This is a genomic window from Caulobacter sp. (assembly GCF_035254145.1).
GTDB lineage: Bacteria > Pseudomonadota > Alphaproteobacteria > Caulobacterales > Caulobacteraceae > Caulobacter.
The window spans coordinates 1-15436 of record NZ_DATFAV010000002.1 but is presented as its reverse complement, the minus strand read 5'-3'; the positions used below and the strand labels follow the sequence as shown (position 1 = coordinate 15436).

Sequence of the window (15436 nt, the reverse complement as noted above, 5' to 3'; positions counted from 1 at the left end):
CGTTCGCGTCGGGCAACGGCGGCAACAAGATCTACGTGGTCCCGGCTCGCCATCTCGTCGTCGCCATTACCTCCAGCGCCTACGGCTACGGCTATGGACAACGTCGATCCGAGGCTATCCTGAAGGCGATCCTCGATGCCTGCCGCTTCCGCGACGATCAGGATCTCGGCACGGCGTGGCGTCGATGGTCACGCGCGACCATCGACGAAAGTCTCAAGCAGTTGAAGGGCGCCGTGCGGGTGCTGGAGCGGCCGGACTGCACGATCTTCACCGACCATTCGGCCAAGGATCCGCTCGCCTATCGCCACCTGATTCACCGCATGACCACCAAGTTTCCCAGACTGGCTGCAGGGCCGCCACCTGCTGTGCGAGGAGCTTTCGCGACCACTAGACCAAGCCGTGATGGATGAGGCTCTGGCCACAGTCGATCAGGATCTGGCTGGAGCGCCTGGCGCGCCATCCCAAGACGCGGAGGGCCTTGTCGTTGCTGTAGTGGGGTTGTCGATAGAGCTCGCGCAGAAGCGGACGCAGATGCGGCTTGAACAATGCCGCGCAATAGGTCGCCAGCGACGAGGCTTTGCGCCTCGGCACGCGCTTTGCGTGACTCGCGAGATCCGCGCGAAGAAGGCTGGCCATATAGTCGAGCCAAAGGAAGGCCCCGGTCGCGATGAACCGCTGGCCGCCAGCCTCGGGATGCACCATCGCCCTTATGTAGAGATCGGCCAGATCGCGGACGTCAACGATGCTGAAGCCTACCTTGGGCAGGCTCGACACTTGGCCTCGAAGCAGGCGGGCTACGACCTCCAGGCTTTCATGATCCTGTCCGCCCAATACAGGACCCAGAACCAGACTGGGCAGCAGCGTGGTCAAGCTCATCGAGCCTTTGGACTGGGCCATGAAGGCCCACGCCTCGCGCTCGCCAAGGGTTCGGGCGCGGATGTGGGGGCCGAGCGTGACGTTCCAGGCGTTGGTCCAGACGCGCTCGTCGGCGTAGAGCACGTCATTGACCAAGCGCGAGGGGCGCGCGGCCTCGACCGAAGAGGTCATGACCACCCGCCTGACCCCCGCCTCCCGCGCGGTGGCCAAGATCCTGACGGTGTCGGCCCGCGCCGCGGCGATCATGTGCCGGGCCGATCGCACGCCCTGCAAGGGCGAGGCGATGTGCAGGACATAGTCCGCGCCGCTCATGGCCTGCGACCAGCCCGCATCGCTCGAAGGATCGACCGCGACAAAGAACAGGCGATCCTCCGTGCGGACATGTCGGCCCAAGGCCGTTCTGACCTCGGCTTCCTGAGCTAGGGAACCGAGCGTCGCACGAACGCGGTAGCCTGCCTGGAGCAGGGCGATGATGGTCCATCCGGCGACATAGCTGGAACCGCCGGTGACCAGCGCCACGCCGCGCGGCTCGAGCTTTGCGGCGGACCCCGGCCTGTCGGCGGGCTGACGCTTCTTGTCCAGGTTCACGAATGGAGCGCTCTGCTGGCGATCCGCGCCGATCGAACCGTCGAAGCCGGTGAGCATGGCGGGCGCCTCGTGCAAGGTCGGCCAGCGCATCGAGGCCGGCCCGCTTTCGTCATGACCATTCAAGCTTCCACGAAGCTTTCAGGCGGCGGACATTTTGCGGCTGTCCTGTCGCCTCGGGTCAGGGACGGCGCGTGTGGTCCCTCGCTAGGCGCGGGCGAGATTTTCGCTGAAAGGCTGGCGGAAGGTTGAGGCGCGACCAATGCCGCGCAGCAACTGGAATCATCGATGGCCCCGTTTTACGAAACTGATCGCCGAGCCTTCCCGCGCCTTGCCAGCGGGGCGACCGGCAAGGCTATCACCCTATCGACAATTCTGCTGGCCGCGGCTGGGTGTCAGTCGGTCCCGGCACCCCGCATCAACGATGCGTCGCGCCAAGCCGAGCGCGGGCGCACGCTCGGCCGTGAGGGCGCGCCACACAGCCCCCGGCTCGCCGACGCCATAACCCGTGTCTATATCGAGCCCAGCGCGCTGAAGATCGGCGCCGACGCCTCGTTGGGCTGGGACGACGTGACCGCGGTGAGGCTTGAGGTCGATCATAAGATCTGCTTGGCGCTCAGCCGGCATTTCGAGATCGCCGTGGCGCCGGCTGCGGACGCCGGAACGGTTCGTACGACGATCATCCACATCGAGCCCACCAGCCAGGGTCGTGCGGAGGCCCCGAACCTCGCGCGTCCTGGCGCGGCGTTTCGCGCGCCCACGGTTCTTGGCGGCCTGACCGTGTACTCGGAGTTGCTCACCCCGGACGGACAGCGGGCGACGGCCGTCCTGTGGTCGCAAACCATCGGCGGCCTGGCGGCTATGCAAGCGCCAAGCTCTCCTGCGAGCGACGCCATGCGGCTGGCCCGCTCGCTGGGCGGCGCCGTCGACAGGGCCTTTTCGCGCGGCGTGCGCCGGGCGCGGCCAACCTCGGCTTCTGATCCGTGCGCCCACCTTGAGCCTCAGCCTCGCAACCCCGAGTCGCGGTAACCGCCCGGCGCCCTCTTGCCCCGACCTTCCGCCCGGATCGACCAGGATGCCGGCCGCGTTCTGGACGTGTTCCGGGCTGGCGTGGCGCACATAGCCCGGCCGATCTGGCCCGGCGCCCAAACACCCGATCGAAAGAAGGACAGGTCTTACGATCATTTGTCGCGGAGCGTTCCACAGCCAAAGCCAAGCCTCACGAGCCCTCTATCGCTGGAAGTCTTGCTAGTGAGGAAGACGCCACCGCCCAAATGCCCTCAAGCTGCGAGTTTGATGTCCCGGGTCGCCCAACAGCCCGACCACCGGTTGGCGCTCGATCGTCACGCCGCGCGCATCCAGGTGGGCCAACTGTTCGGCGTCTGGTTCGAAGCGGCCTTGAGTGAACAGGGTGGTGGGGCCCCAGTCGGGATCATGGCGGCTTGATGGGCGGCCATCGGGCCACGGCGAGGTCGATGCACCTTCATCACCTTCCGACAGGAGAGCCATGAAGCGGTTCCGGCGTCTGCGAGGTCTTGTGAGCCAACCAAGTCGCGAGTTCCAATTGGATCTTCCGCGCGACCTCGGTCGCCGCGCGCTCCTGCCCCTCGCCCTGGGCGATCATGGCCGCAAAGGGCTGGTCGGCGGAATCGTAGGTCACCCCAGTGTTCGCCAGCCCCTTGCGCACCTCCGCACCTGTCTCCAAGTCCAGCAAGCGCCAGGCGACGCTCATTTGCAGCTCGAAGCGGTTGGCCGTGTTGTCCAGGCGAACGCCGCGCGAGAACCGGCGCTCGTTCACCGAGAGCACGAGCCTGTAGGCGGCTGGCGCCCCCGCCCGATGACCTAGGGCGTCATCGAGCTGCTCTCGCAGCAGATAGCCGCTGCGTCCCTCGGGAGCGACAGTCTCGATGCTGGCGAGACCACCGGCGACGGAACGCCCATACAGCGGCGTGAAGCCGACGCACGCGGTCATAGTCAGAGAAGCTAGAACGGCGGCGGCGATGACGTATGCTGTGATCGTGGATCGGCCTAAAGCACGCCGCCGCCGCGCGCCGCGGGAACTGATGGAATGGTCAAACATCGAGAAACGCTCCGGCGGAACGACCGGCCAGCGCGGTCTCGAGCGCGTTGACACTTGAAGCTTCCACGAACCTTTCAGGCCGGCAGGTTCAAAGCCTCCTCAGAACCTCAAGACCTCGCGACGATTTCTCCGCGCGAGGTCGCCGTCCGCGCGGCGCCCCCCGGAGGCGCGTTGGCACGTGTTTGCGCGGCAGGCCAAGGGAGCCGCGATAGCGGCCGGCTTGCCAACCGCATGGGCCGCACAGATGGTTGCAGCCATTGGAGAGATCAGAAGTAATTTCGAGGAGCATTCCGGCGCCGCCGAAACCGGGATCGCACATTTCCATTCACGGCCAGGCGTCTTCGAGTTCGTTGTCGCGGATCATGAAGACCATCGATTTCGGCGGTGATGGCAAAGGAAAGCTTTCTCGCGATGCCGTGCGAACCGTCGTGATCGACGCGGCCCAGGCTCACCAGATTTTCAGCACGAACCAAGACCTGTTTGTCGCACTAGCGGAACGTGAAGACCTCCAGCGTGATCTGGTCGCTGTGGGATATCGACGCCGCCAGCTGGATAGGTTCGAGCGGATGCTGAACGATCCTGGTGCGTTCGCTGCTGAGCAAGTTCACTATGGCAAGACGCCGGAGGCCACGTGGCAGGCCTTCTTCGAAGAGAACACGTGGATATTTGGGTACGGCCTAACCTATCAGTTTCTGTCTGGGCTCGACGAAAGGCGGCTTGAGCAGACCGTTCGCGGCGCCGACTTGTCAGGCCCTGGAAAGCGTATCGACGCGCTGATGAAGACGCGCGGAATCATAAGTTCGCTATGCTTCGTTGAGATAAAGAGGCACGACGCTGAGTTGTTGGATCCAGGTAAGCCTTACCGTTCGGGCGCCTGGGCTGTCTCAAAGGAAGTGAGCGGCGGCGTCGCCCAGGTTCAGACCACAGTGGCCGACACCGTTGATCGCCTGTCTCGGGCAATCACCGTCAGCGGCGCCGATGGCGATCCCACGGGCGAACTCCTATTCAACGGTGAAGGTCAGCTCGACGCGCGCCGTCTTCTGACAGGCGAGATAGCGTCGGAGGGGTTCGTACTTGGCCATCGGGCCAAATTGGTTAACGGACGCCCTAAGGCAAGCGGTCACTGGTCGGCGCGGCGTCTCGCCGCAGCCAGGCCGACCATGCGATCGATGGAGCCGCGCGACCGCAGCCTTCGCCATTGAACTGGCTATGCCTTGATCGGGTTGACTGCGGAGCCATCAGTGTTCGCCCCCCCCTGCCTTAAGGTCGCGCCGCATTCAGCACCGCGAGACAGGTCCGCCAGGTTGCGCTACATCGCGCGTGTGACTCGTCTGACCGCCACTGCAAGACTGCTTGCGCGCGACGCCTTCCTGGTGCTCGCGACCCTGGCGATCGCGCTGAAAATCATCATCCCGGTCGGCTTCATGCCAGGAGCGGACCAGCGCAACGGCCTGCCGTTCGCCTTGGTGCTCTGCACCGCCGATGGCGCAAAGACGGTCGCCGCCGGCGACGTCCTCGGATCGAACAAGGGGAGCGACAAGGGCGGCAAGCCCGCTCACGACACCCCCTGTCCGTTCGCGGCCCAAGGTGCGAACGCGCCACCCCCGAGCCTGATCGCCGCCGGCGCGGACCAAATCGTCGCCTATGTAGAACCGGTCGCGCCGCCGAGGCGCGCGATCATGCCTGGCCGGGGCCTCGCCGCTCCGCCGCCGCCGCCCACAGGTCCTCCAACGATCATCTGACCTCTAAGCCGTCGGCCGCCCAAGCGCGCCGGCCCTTGTGCGTTCACATGATCGGAACTTCTGATGTCTTCTGACCTTCGCCGCGCGGTTTCCGCGCGCGCTCTTCTCGCCGCGCTCGCCTGCGGACTATCCGCCACGCCCACCCTCGCACAAACCGCTGAGCAGCCGCCCAAGCGCGACGGCGTCGATTTCACGGTCGGCGAGGTGATCATCACCGCGCCCAACGCGGCCGGATCGTCCAAAAGCCTCCTGACCTCGGTCGATCGCCTGGGCGGCGACGTCGCCCAGGCCGCCAGCGTCGACTACGCCTGGGAACTGATAGGCCGCCTGCCCGGCGTGCTGGTCACCGACTTCAACCAGGGGACCACCAGCGGCAAGTTCTCCTTCCGCGGCTTCAACGGCGAGGGCGAGGTCAACGCCGTCAAGCTGCTGATCGACGGCGTGCCGTCCAACAGCAACGACGGCAACATGCCGTATCTCGACATGGTGTTCCCGCTGGACATCGCCGGGATCGAAGTCGTGCGGGGCACCAGCGATCCGCGCTATGGACTGCATGCCGTCGCCGGCTCGGCCAACGTCCTGACCCGGATCGGCGGGACCTATCTCGACGCCAAGGTTCTGGCCGGCTCCTACGCCACCTATGAAGGCCAGGTTTCGGGCGGCCGGGAAACGGGCGCCTTCAGCCAGAACTACCTGGCCGCCTACCGCCGCAGCGACGGCTATCGCGACCATGGCGATCTCGAACGCGTGAGCCTGGCAGGCAAGTGGTTTTACAAACCCACGGATTCGCTGCGCGCTGGCCTGATCGCCCGGATCTATAAGGGAACCGCCGATGAACCCGGCTACCTGACGGCGGCCCAGGCCGCTACCGACCCGTCCTCGACCAACGCCTATAACCGCACCGATGGCGACGAGCGGAAGATGGGCCAGTACAGCCTCCATCTGGACTGGACGCCCAGCGAAACGCTGTCTTGGTCGAGCAAGGCCTACTACGAGACCCTGCGCGACGATCGCTATGTGAAATACTCGGCCTCGGCCAGCCAGCAGCGGCGCTACACCGAGGAAGAGCACTGGGGCGCGCTGACCGCCCTTCGCTACGAGCCATCGGTCGACGCCCTGTCGCGTTTGGTCCTGGAGGTGGGCGGGGACGTCCAGCGGCAGGACAACATCTCGCTGCGCTACAACACCGTCGAGCGAACCGTCACCAGCAAGACCCGTGACCAGAAGTTCAATCTGACGGCGGGCGGCGTCTACGCCCAGGCGGTCATCGAGCCGACCGATTGGCTGACCCTGACGCCGGCCTGGCGGATCGACTGGATCGACGGCGACTTCCTCAATCGCCTGACCGGCGCGGCCGCGCCGATCAACGACTACGGCGCCATCCAACAGCCCAAGTTCAGCGTCGCCGTTCGGCCCGCGTCCGGCGTCACCCTCTACGCCAACTGGGGCCGGAGCTTCCAGGTTGGGGTCGGTTCGGGAGCCTATCTGATCCCGCCCCGAACGGCGGATCTGAAGCCCTCGATCAACGAAGGCTGGGAGACGGGTGTCCGCTACGCACCCAGCGAGGGTTTCACCGCCCGTCTGGCGATCTGGGATCAGACGGCGACCGGCGAGATCAAGCGCAAGCTCAACGATCCGCTGGGGGATTTCGACAACCTCGGCGCCACCGACCGCAAGGGCGTCGATCTTCAAGTCGATGCGCAACTCAGCCGGCGCTGGAAGGCCTGGGGCGCAACCGCCTGGCAGAAAGCCAGGATCAAGACACCCGATCCTTCGACGCCAGCCCTGGCCGGCAAGACCATCGATCACGTCCCCGAATGGCTGGTTTCCGGCGGGGTGGATTTCGCCGCAACCGACCGTCTGACCCTGTCACTCTCGGGATCGGGCCAGACCGCCTACCAACTGACGACCACCAATGATCATGGCAAGTACGGCGACTATGTCTCCGTCGATCTCGACGCAGCCTACCAGTTGAACGACCACATCGAACTGCGCCTGCAGATCAAGAACCTGACCGACGCAGACCGCGAATATGTCTGGTGGGACGGCGCCCAGACCCTGCATAGCCCGGGCGATGGCCGGTCGGCCTTCGTCTCGGCGCGTCTGCGGTACTAGTCGTGACGCCCCCGCGCGCCAAGCTTGACGTCCGCGCTCTGGCGCGGCGGGTCCACCTTTGGCTGGGCCTGTCGCTGGGCGTTCTGCTGGCGGTCATCGGTCTGACCGGCTCGATCCTGGTCTTCTATCCGCAGATAGACGACGCGCTGCATCCGGAGATCTCCCTTGTCGGCTCGGCGCCGGCGCCAAGCTGGGAGCGCGCCTATCGGACGGTGCGAACGGTCTATCCGGACAAGGCTGGATCCTGGCGGTTCGAGGTCACCGGTCGCGGGGGCGACATTCCGGCCCGTTATTACAAACCGGCCGAGCGCGCGGGGCGGGATTTCGCGCCAATGATGGTCTGGCTGGCGGCCGATGGCGGCCGAGTGCTGCGGCGCGACTATTGGGGCGAATACGCCGTCACCTGGATCTACGACCTGCACCATCGCCTGCTCTTGCAGGGGACCGGCGGCAAGATCCTGGGCTACAGCGGTCTGGCCATGTTGGTCCTGATGCTGGCGGGACTGGCGGCCTGGTGGCCGCGTCCGGGCAGTCTTGGCAAGGCCCTGCGGTTCAAGCCTGAAGCCGCGCCGGGGCGTCGCCTCTATGATCTGCACAAGCTGACAGGCCTGTCTTCATTGGGCTTTCTGCTGCTCCTGACGATCACTGGCGTGCTGCTGGCCCTGCCCAAGGAGTCCGCCCAGGTGCTGTCGCCGATCCTGGGGGCGCCAGGTCAACCGCCGGGGGCAGCGGCGGCCGAGCGTTCCTTCACGCCCGAGCGCCGCGTCAGCCTCGACCGCGCTGTGGCCGCTGCCGTGAACGCCCTACCGGGCACCAGCGTCGCTTGGATCGAAACGCCATCGATAGATCATGGCCTCTATCGCATCCGGATGCAGGCGCCGGGCGATCCCAGCGCGCGCTTTCCTCACAGCTTCTTCTGGATCGATCCCGCGAACGGCGCCGTCCTGGCGATCACCGATGCGCGCCGCGCGGGTCCCCACGATATGCTGCTCAACTGGATCCACCCGCTGCACGACGGCTCGGTCGGCGGGCTCGCGACCCGCTGGATCGCCTTCATCGCCGGGCTCGCGCCGACCTTCCTGTTGTTCCTGGGCGTCATGCGTTGGCGTCTGAGGCACAGGGCGCGCCGACCGGCCACTCCCATCACCCGCCGACCGCGTGTGTTGGGAAGGCCCCAATGACCCAACACGCCCAAGTTGGTCGAGGTTGGCTTCCGGTGCGCGGTGTTTTCGTGGCGCTCGCGCTTCTGGCGCTTGCGCTGAAGGTCCTTGTACCGCCCGGCACGATGATCGCGCAGCCGTCGCAAGGGGCCAGCTTCCCGCTGGTCCTCTGCACCGGCCAGGGTCCGCGCGTCATCCAAGGCGCGACGCTGCTCGGCCCGGCAAGCGCGGGCAAGGACAAGCCCGCCGAAAAGTCCTCGCACGATGCGCCCTGTCTCTTCGCCGGCCATGGCGCAGCGGCGCCCATCCCGGACCTGCGCGCCTTCGAACCCGTCGATTTCGTGGCGTTCGAGGAGGCGGTCCAAGCCGGCGCGCCGTCTCCCGTCACGCCCGGTCGCGGACTGGCCGCGCCCCCGCCGCCGCCTCGCGGCCCTCCCGCTCGTTTCCCGATCGCCTGACTTACCGCTGCGCCTCCCGTGGGCGCGGATGTTCATGCCTGGATCGAGGACGGCCAAAGCGCCGGTCCCGGGGGACTCTAATCTCATGCGTATTTTCGTGTTCGCGAGCGCCAGCGCGCTCGCCCTGCTCTGCGGCTTTCAACCGGCCCTGGCCCAATCCACTGACGACACCGCCACGCCCTCCGGCAAGCCGTCGAGCGGCCAAAGCTGGGTCAGCGAGGTCCTGGTCACCGGCGCTCGGCAGAGCTACGCCGCGCCCACGGCCGCCTCGGCCACCCGCACCGACACGCCGTTGATCCAGGTCCCGCAATCGGTGCAGGTGCTGACCCGCACGCTGATCGCGGAGCAGGATCGCCGCACCCTGGCCGACGCCCTGGTCAACGTCTCAGGCGTCACGCCCACCAAGTCCGAGGAGATCCTGTTCACCTCGCCGCTGGTGCGGGGCTTTGCCTCGGAAATCTATGTCGATGGCCTGCCGCTCTTTGGCCAGACCCAGGCGGCCAATGATCCCGACAGCCTGATCGGCGTCGAGCGGATCGAGGTGCTCAAGGGACCAAGCTCGACCCTCTATGGCGGCGGCCTGGGCTCGCCGCTCGGCGGGCTGATCAATATCGTGTCCGCGCGTCCGACCGACACCTTCGGCGGCTATGTCGCCCTGCGCGCCGGAAGCTTCTCGACCGTGAACCCCTATGGCGAGGTGAACCTGCCCCTGGCGAGCGGCGTCAATGCGAGGATCGCGGCCGAGTATCAGAGCAACGAGAGCTGGGTGGACCAGTTGAAGGGCAAGCGCTGGTCGGTGCAGCCGAGCCTCTCCATCGCCATCGATCCCAAGACAGACCTCTTCGTTCAAGTGCAGGCCAGCCATCGTGACCAGCTGGAATATTCGGGCCTGCCGGCTGTCCAGGCCCTGGCGGGCGGACTCGACCGCAACGCCTTCCCCGGCGCGCCGATCGGCCAGCCGCGCACGGCGATCGACAAGCGTCTGGCCACCGTCGAGCTGCGACACGCCTTCAGCGACGACCTGCGCCTGACGCTCAGCGGGCGATACTACAAGAGCCACAATCCCGAATACGGGAGCTTCGTCTATCCGGACCTCGGCGGACCCGATCCGGCCACGCCCACGGTCTATCCGATCTTCGCCCTCAACATGCTGAGCAAGGCGGCCGAAGGCACGTTTGACGCCAACCTGATGGCCAAGGCCGACCTGCTGGGCGGGCGTCACACGGTCCTGGTCGGCGCCAGCTACGACCACACCAACTTCTATTCCAACATGGGCTTTGCCGGCGTGCCGCTCGGCGCGATCGACCTGGCCGACCCGCACTATACGCTGGCGTTCGGCGACGAGGTCCCGGCCAGCCTGACCCAGACCGACACCTACGAGACGATCGCGGGCTATGTTCAGGACCAGGCCGACTATGAGCGGCTGCACCTGACCGGGTCGCTCCGCTACACCCGGCTGAACTTCCACGAACGCGAACAGGCGACCGACGCGTCCTATAACCACGTCTCGCCCCGGATCGGCGCGACCTTCGACCTCGGGCCGGGCGTGGCGCTCTATGCCGGCTACGCGACGGCCTTCAAGGCGCCGTTCGGCTTCATCGGCATGAAGACGCCCAAGCCCGAGACTTCGACCAATTACGAGGGCGGGGTGAAGTTCGCCCTCAAGGACATCGGCCTGTCGGGCACGCTCGCCGCCTTCCAGCAGACACGCAACAACGTCGCCACCGCCGATCCGGACAATCTCTTCATGTCGGTGCAGACCGGCCAGCAAAGGGCGCGCGGCCTCGAGGCCGATTTCGTCTGGGAGCCCATGCCGGCCTTCTCGCTGCTGGCCAACTACGCCCACACGCAGGCCGAGGTGACCCGGGACAACGCCATTCCGGTCGGCGACGCCTTGCCCCGCGTCCCCAAGAACAGCGGCCGGATCGCCGCCCGCTACCGGGTGCTGGACGGCCCCGCCAAGGGTCTGTCGTTCGGCGCGGGCGTCACGGCGTTCGGCGCCCGGCAGACGACCCTGCCCAACGCTGTCTGGGTTCCCGGCTATGCGGCGATCGACGCCCAGGCCGCCTACGACATCGGCCGGTTCACGATCCAGGTCTCGGCCGTGAACCTGGGCGGCCGCAAGGCCTACGACACCTTCCAGTACTTCTCGTTCCCCGTGGTGATGCCGACCCAGCCGCGCTCGGCCTACGTCACCCTCAAAGCCAAGTTCTAGAGAAGGTCCACAGATGTCCCAGATCGATCGGCGCAACGCCGCTTTGTTCGCGCTGCTGGCCCCCTTGGTCGCCAGCCGAGCCGCCGCCCAGACCCATGCCGCGCCGCAGGCGCCGCCTTCACACCCGATGCCAGACAAGGGCGAGATGAAGAACGTCCAATGGATGGGCGACGAGCAGATCGCCATGCTGGTCTATCCCGGCATGACGGTGATGGATCTCGTCGGCCCCCATTGCATGTTCGGCTCGCTGATGGGCGCGAAGATCCACATCGTCGCCAAGACGCTCGATCCGGTGATCAGCGACGCGGGGTTGACGATCGTCCCCGACGCCACCTTCGAGACCTGCCCGCGCGACCTGGCCGTCCTCTTCACGCCGGGCGGCACGAACGGCACGCTGGCGGCGGCCTCCGACCCGCGGACCCTGGCTTTCATGGCCGATCGCGGCGTCCGGGCCCAATACGTCACCAGCGTTTGCTCGGGGTCGCTAATCCTCGGCGCGGCCGGTCTCTTGAAGGGCTACCGGGCCACCTCCCACTGGTCGGTGCGTGAGGTGCTGGCCGGGTTCGGCGCCATTCCGACCGACGCCCGGGTGGTGCGTGACCGCAACCGGATCACCGGCGCGGGCGTGACCGCCGGCCTCGACTTTGGCCTCAGCATGGTCGCCGAGTTGCGGGGCCGAACCTATGCCGAATGCACCCAACTGATGAGCGAGTACGATCCTCACCCGCCTTTCAACGCCGGCTCGATGAAGACCGCCTCCGCGGAGGTCAGAACGGCCATGATCGAGATGACGGCCGACTTCACGAGGCATGCGCAGGCGCTTGCGGCGGCGAGAGGCTGACCGAGGCCCAACGATAGCGCTTGGCCGACTGCGGCAGGCGCGACGTCTACGCCACCGGCTTCAGCGGCGGGCGTCGCCTGCAGCCTGAAGCCGATCGTCCGGGCCAACGCCTAGGATTGAGCGGGCGGGGCTGAGGGAGCGGGCTTCGGAACGAGGGAATAGGTCGTCCCGGAGGGGGCGAGACGGCCGCTATTGGGCCGTCTCGCCGACGCCTTTAGAGCATCACGCGACCATTGTCCGCATAGCCCTTGGTCGGGACGTGCGCGGCGGCCACCTGGTCGAGCAGGTCGGCGCGGAACGCGCCGGTGGGCGTCTGCGAAGTCTGCAGCCAAGGGCCGCGCTTTCGCTCGAGCCAGCCCGAAGCGAACCCGTCGCCCGCCACGAACCCGGCATTGTGGGTGCGGATAAAGTCTTCGGCCCGGTCCGTCGGGTTCAGGGCTGCGTGCACCGACAGTTCACCAAAGCCGATGTCACGGACGCAGGCGATCGCCGGCAGTCCGTCGAAGTCGAACCGGTAGATCCCGTACTCGGACCCCCACCGGTTGTCGTTCTCGGCCAGGCCGAAGAGATCCTGATCGAGGCCGGCGTTGATCGCCGCGACCATCAGGTTGCGCCAGGCCGCCCGCTTCTTGGGGCCGCGGAGGCTTCCGGCCAACTGGTTGCTGTGACGCGGGGTCTTGGGCTCAGCGAGGTTGATAAAGGCGTTGGGGCTGGCGCCGTCCCGCTTGACGGTGAACCCCAGGTGCGCCGCCGCGGCGATGAACATGCCGTTGGCGACGTAAGGGTCGCCGTCAGGGTTGGCGGCTTCGTGGAAGGTCTCGGCGTCGTGCTTGTAGCCATAGCTAGTGCGCTTGCGCGAGACAGTGGCCGACTTCGCCTTGGTTTGCAGGAAGGCCACGGCGCGCGCGAACTGTTCAAGATAGGGCGCCTGGGTCATGGCCGCGCGGGAGGCTTGGAAGACGTCGGCTTGTTCCTGGGCCGACTTCTGGGGCCAATGGGTCCGGAAACCGTTGGCGGAAAGTTCGGGCTGTTGGGCCAGCACGGCTTGGATCGCCGCCCGTTCCACGCCCAGCTTCGTGCGCACGACGGCTTCGGAGAGAACATCGGGCGGCAGAGTCTCGCCGCCCCGTTCCCGCAGAAACGCAGCGAAGGCGAGGTTGTCGACGTCGCAGGGCACAGGGCCTTGATCGAGGGCCGTGAGCAGCGCGGCGTTGCTGCCGAAACCCAAGCCACGCGCCATGGCCTCGGCGCGATGCGAGGCCTTGATCGTCGGCGCGAGCGTCAGGAGGTGCGCCTTGAGCGGAGTCATGTCCGCAGGAGAGATGGGGACCATCATGGGTCTGTTCCTCATTACGGGCCGTCGTTCGCCGATTACGCAACAGCCCCAAGGACAGGATCCATGAAGACAGAGACATCGAAGGTCGGAGACCTCGGACACGTTTAACCCGGCGACAGGTTGGGTGCGTCCTACCGCTCCTAAGCTGGGGCCGACGGGCGACGCTTTCAAGGGCGCCGTGGCCGCCACAATTCACGCGCTCCGGATCATTGGCCAGGTGGGCATTGTCGTCGTGAGAAGGCCCGCCACGGATCTGTCGTGACCTCGCGGAGAGGGCTTCGACAACGAAGCCGACGGCATTGGCGCCGATCCGTTCGCCCCTTAGGCTCTCCGCATGGTTCAACCCAGCGGGCCAACCTGGTCGCCGAAGGCCGAACGCGCCGCGCGCGCGTTCAAGGCCATCACCCGTGGGGCCAGGGGCGCCAAGCACTCGGTCTATGTCGTCCTGCTGCGCGACCCGCGCCGGGCCGACCCCTGGGGCCTCTATGTCGGTCAGACCTCGCGCGATCCTGACCTGCGCTTCGACCAGCACAAGACCGGCTACAAGGCCAGCGGCGCGGCCAAACGCTTCGGTGTCCGGCTTTTGCCCGCCTTGACCGAGCACCTCAATCCCATGCGGCAATGGGAGTCGCTGGACTTGGAAGCGGCGCTGGCTCAGGCCTTTCGCGACGCTGGCGTGCCCTGGGTCGAAGGCGGGCACTGATCCGCTGGAGCCGGCGGGTTTGACCCGAACACCGAAGGGGGCACCCTTCGCGCTAAGCGCAGATTGAGAATAGAGAACACGCCTTTGATGTCAAGTTTGGCGCGGCTCTAACAGTCCTATAGCCTCACGATTCGAATTGTTCGGAAGGCTCACTATGGACAAACTTCCCAAGAACATTGAATTGGTCGCCGAGATTGTCTCAGCATATGTCGGAAACAATTCTGTCGCTGTCGCCGATTTGCCTGCGCTGATCCGCTCGACCTATGACGCCCTGCACGGTGTCGGCTCGCCTGAAGCCGCGCCGGTCGCCGAACTCAGAAAGCGACACCTGCCCAAATCCGGAAGTCGATCGCGCCCGATGCGCTGATCAGCTTCGAGGACAGCAAGCCCTACCGTACGCTCAAAAGGCGCTTGTCCACGTACGGCCTTACGGTCGACGCCTATCGAGAGAAGTGGGGCCTGCCGAAGGATTACCGGCTTGCTGTGTCTGACGTGCACACCGACCAATCCCTTGATGTGGGCCCACTAAGCCGGCAGCCATCGTGGGGTGGTGTTGGGGATCGATGTCAGCTTGGCTGGCTTGACCGACGTGGCCACCAACCTGATCCCCGCCCAGTTCGGTTCGATCGTCTATGCTTCACGCTGGCCCGACTGGGCCTTCTTCTCGGGATTGGATCCCGCGCCCGTGGGCCAGGGCATCGCGTTCGAGGCCGACAACTTCGAACGCCTGCAGCGGCTCTTCCTGACCAAGCCGATCCATTGGTCCTATGAGGAAGGGGTTCGGGTAGCCAAGTCGGTCCACGGAATGACGCAGGCTGGCGAGCATCAAACCAGAAGCGGCGCCTGGACGCTCAAAGGAGACGCTCAGGCGGAGGTTCAACATTTCCTACGTGTTCCCGAGCAAGCGTTTCGGGAGTTGCACTTTGGAATCCGGTCCTCGGTCGAGGCGTCAGACGAACTGCGCGAGGCGATGACGGGGCGCTATCCACACCTGAAATGGATGGAATGCACCCTGGGGCTCAATTCGTTTGATGTCCAACCGGTGGCCCACACCACCATCGCTGAAGCTCTGAGCTTTGAGCACCCGACTTGAGGCGACCGCAGTTCGGCAGCACATTCGGCCTTTGCGGATCGGCTTGCTGAACCTGATGCCGGACAAGCCCAGTACTCTCACGATCCTCCGGAGGCATCGAGGATCGCCTTCAGGATAGCCTCGGATCGACGTTGTCCATAGCCGTAGCCGTAGGCGCTGGAGGTAATGGCGACGACGAGATGGCGAGCCGGGACCACGTAGATCTTGTTGCCGCCGTTGCCCGACGCGAACG

At 66.1% G+C, this 15436-nt stretch carries 16 protein-coding genes and 3 pseudogenes; 15 read left to right on the top strand and 4 right to left on the bottom strand.

Features of this window, described 5'->3' with window-relative positions; all coding sequences use genetic code 11:
- Positions 1 to 140 (top strand): annotated as a pseudogene (locus tag VJ655_RS00120) (serine hydrolase); the annotation flags it as partial.
- Positions 141 to 387: 247 nt separating this feature from the next.
- On the opposite strand, the gene VJ655_RS00115 reads toward VJ655_RS00120, so the two are convergent.
- Positions 388 to 1554 carry an NAD-dependent epimerase/dehydratase family protein gene (locus tag VJ655_RS00115; protein WP_324097351.1) on the bottom strand — a complete coding sequence of 389 codons (1167 nt, stop codon included), beginning with the start codon at positions 1552 to 1554 and terminating at the stop codon, positions 388 to 390.
- A gap of 195 nt (positions 1555 to 1749) precedes the next feature.
- Here VJ655_RS00115 and VJ655_RS00110 point away from each other — a divergent pair, with 195 nt between their 5' ends.
- Positions 1750 to 2490, top strand: coding sequence for a DUF3313 family protein (locus tag VJ655_RS00110; RefSeq protein ID WP_324097350.1), 741 nt, complete (start codon positions 1750 to 1752; stop codon positions 2488 to 2490).
- Positions 2491 to 2757: 267 nt separating this feature from the next.
- Positions 2758 to 2907, top strand: a complete 150-nt coding sequence (locus VJ655_RS00105) for a hypothetical protein (RefSeq protein WP_324097349.1) — start codon at positions 2758 to 2760, stop codon at positions 2905 to 2907.
- A 40-nt stretch (positions 2908 to 2947) separates the two neighbouring features.
- On the opposite strand, the gene VJ655_RS00100 is transcribed toward VJ655_RS00105, so the two are convergent.
- Positions 2948 to 3433 (bottom strand): hypothetical protein, encoded by a 486-nt coding sequence (locus tag VJ655_RS00100; protein WP_324097352.1) that lies wholly within the window; start codon positions 3431 to 3433, stop codon positions 2948 to 2950.
- 470 nt (positions 3434 to 3903) lie between these two features.
- On the opposite strand from VJ655_RS00100, the gene VJ655_RS00095 reads away from it, so the two are divergent.
- The 7 genes from VJ655_RS00095 to VJ655_RS00065 all read left to right on the top strand — a co-directional run bounded on the left by VJ655_RS00095 (position 3904) and on the right by VJ655_RS00065 (position 12072).
- Positions 3904 to 4743: a Shedu immune nuclease family protein gene (locus VJ655_RS00095; protein WP_324097348.1), complete on the top strand. Its 840-nt coding sequence runs from the start codon at positions 3904 to 3906 to the stop codon at positions 4741 to 4743.
- A 102-nt stretch (positions 4744 to 4845) separates the two neighbouring features.
- Positions 4846 to 5283, top strand: coding sequence for a DUF2946 family protein (locus tag VJ655_RS00090; RefSeq protein WP_324097347.1), 438 nt, complete (start codon positions 4846 to 4848; stop codon positions 5281 to 5283).
- A 63-nt stretch (positions 5284 to 5346) separates the two neighbouring features.
- Positions 5347 to 7398: a TonB-dependent receptor gene (locus VJ655_RS00085; RefSeq protein WP_324097346.1), complete on the top strand. Its 2052-nt coding sequence runs from the start codon at positions 5347 to 5349 to the stop codon at positions 7396 to 7398.
- 2 nt (positions 7399 to 7400) lie between these two features.
- A complete protein-coding gene (locus VJ655_RS00080) occupies positions 7401 to 8579 on the top strand; it encodes a PepSY domain-containing protein (RefSeq protein WP_324097345.1) in 1179 nt (392 codons plus the stop codon).
- Positions 8576 to 9016 (top strand): DUF2946 family protein, encoded by a 441-nt coding sequence (locus VJ655_RS00075; protein ID WP_324097344.1) that lies wholly within the window; start codon positions 8576 to 8578, stop codon positions 9014 to 9016. The genes VJ655_RS00080 and VJ655_RS00075 overlap by 4 nt, the downstream gene beginning before the upstream one ends.
- Before the next feature lie 85 nt (positions 9017 to 9101).
- A complete protein-coding gene (locus VJ655_RS00070) occupies positions 9102 to 11231 on the top strand; it encodes a TonB-dependent receptor (protein ID WP_324097343.1) in 2130 nt (709 codons plus the stop codon).
- Positions 11232 to 11244: 13 nt separating this feature from the next.
- Positions 11245 to 12072 (top strand): DJ-1/PfpI family protein, encoded by an 828-nt coding sequence (locus VJ655_RS00065; RefSeq protein WP_324097342.1) that lies wholly within the window; start codon positions 11245 to 11247, stop codon positions 12070 to 12072.
- Between the two features lie 214 nt (positions 12073 to 12286).
- Here the strand turns inward: VJ655_RS00065 and VJ655_RS00060 are convergent, their stop codons facing one another.
- Positions 12287 to 13408 carry a hypothetical protein gene (locus tag VJ655_RS00060; protein WP_324097341.1) on the bottom strand — a complete coding sequence of 374 codons (1122 nt, stop codon included), beginning with the start codon at positions 13406 to 13408 and terminating at the stop codon, positions 12287 to 12289.
- A gap of 334 nt (positions 13409 to 13742) precedes the next feature.
- On the opposite strand from VJ655_RS00060, the gene VJ655_RS00055 reads away from it, so the two are divergent.
- The 5 genes and pseudogenes from VJ655_RS00055 to VJ655_RS21010 all read left to right on the top strand — a co-directional run bounded on the left by VJ655_RS00055 (position 13743) and on the right by VJ655_RS21010 (position 15322).
- On the top strand, positions 13743 to 14111 hold the full coding sequence (locus tag VJ655_RS00055) for a hypothetical protein (protein ID WP_324097340.1): 369 nt from the start codon (positions 13743 to 13745) through the stop codon (positions 14109 to 14111).
- Between the two features lie 154 nt (positions 14112 to 14265).
- On the top strand, positions 14266 to 14478 hold the full coding sequence (locus VJ655_RS00050; RefSeq protein WP_324097339.1) for a MucR family transcriptional regulator: 213 nt from the start codon (positions 14266 to 14268) through the stop codon (positions 14476 to 14478).
- Positions 14448 to 14537 (top strand): annotated as a pseudogene (locus VJ655_RS00045) (MucR family transcriptional regulator); the annotation flags it as partial. The gene VJ655_RS00050 and the pseudogene VJ655_RS00045, both read left to right, overlap by 31 nt.
- Before the next feature lie 154 nt (positions 14538 to 14691).
- Positions 14692 to 15204 (top strand): hypothetical protein, encoded by a 513-nt coding sequence (locus VJ655_RS00040; RefSeq protein ID WP_324097338.1) that lies wholly within the window; start codon positions 14692 to 14694, stop codon positions 15202 to 15204.
- Positions 15188 to 15322 carry a homoserine O-acetyltransferase/O-succinyltransferase family protein gene (locus VJ655_RS21010; RefSeq protein WP_414646898.1) on the top strand — a complete coding sequence of 45 codons (135 nt, stop codon included), beginning with the start codon at positions 15188 to 15190 and terminating at the stop codon, positions 15320 to 15322. The genes VJ655_RS00040 and VJ655_RS21010 overlap by 17 nt, the downstream gene beginning before the upstream one ends.
- On the opposite strand, the pseudogene VJ655_RS00035 reads toward VJ655_RS21010, so the two are convergent.
- Positions 15282 to 15436: pseudogene (locus VJ655_RS00035) on the bottom strand (serine hydrolase); the annotation flags it as partial. The gene VJ655_RS21010 and the pseudogene VJ655_RS00035 overlap by 41 nt on opposite strands.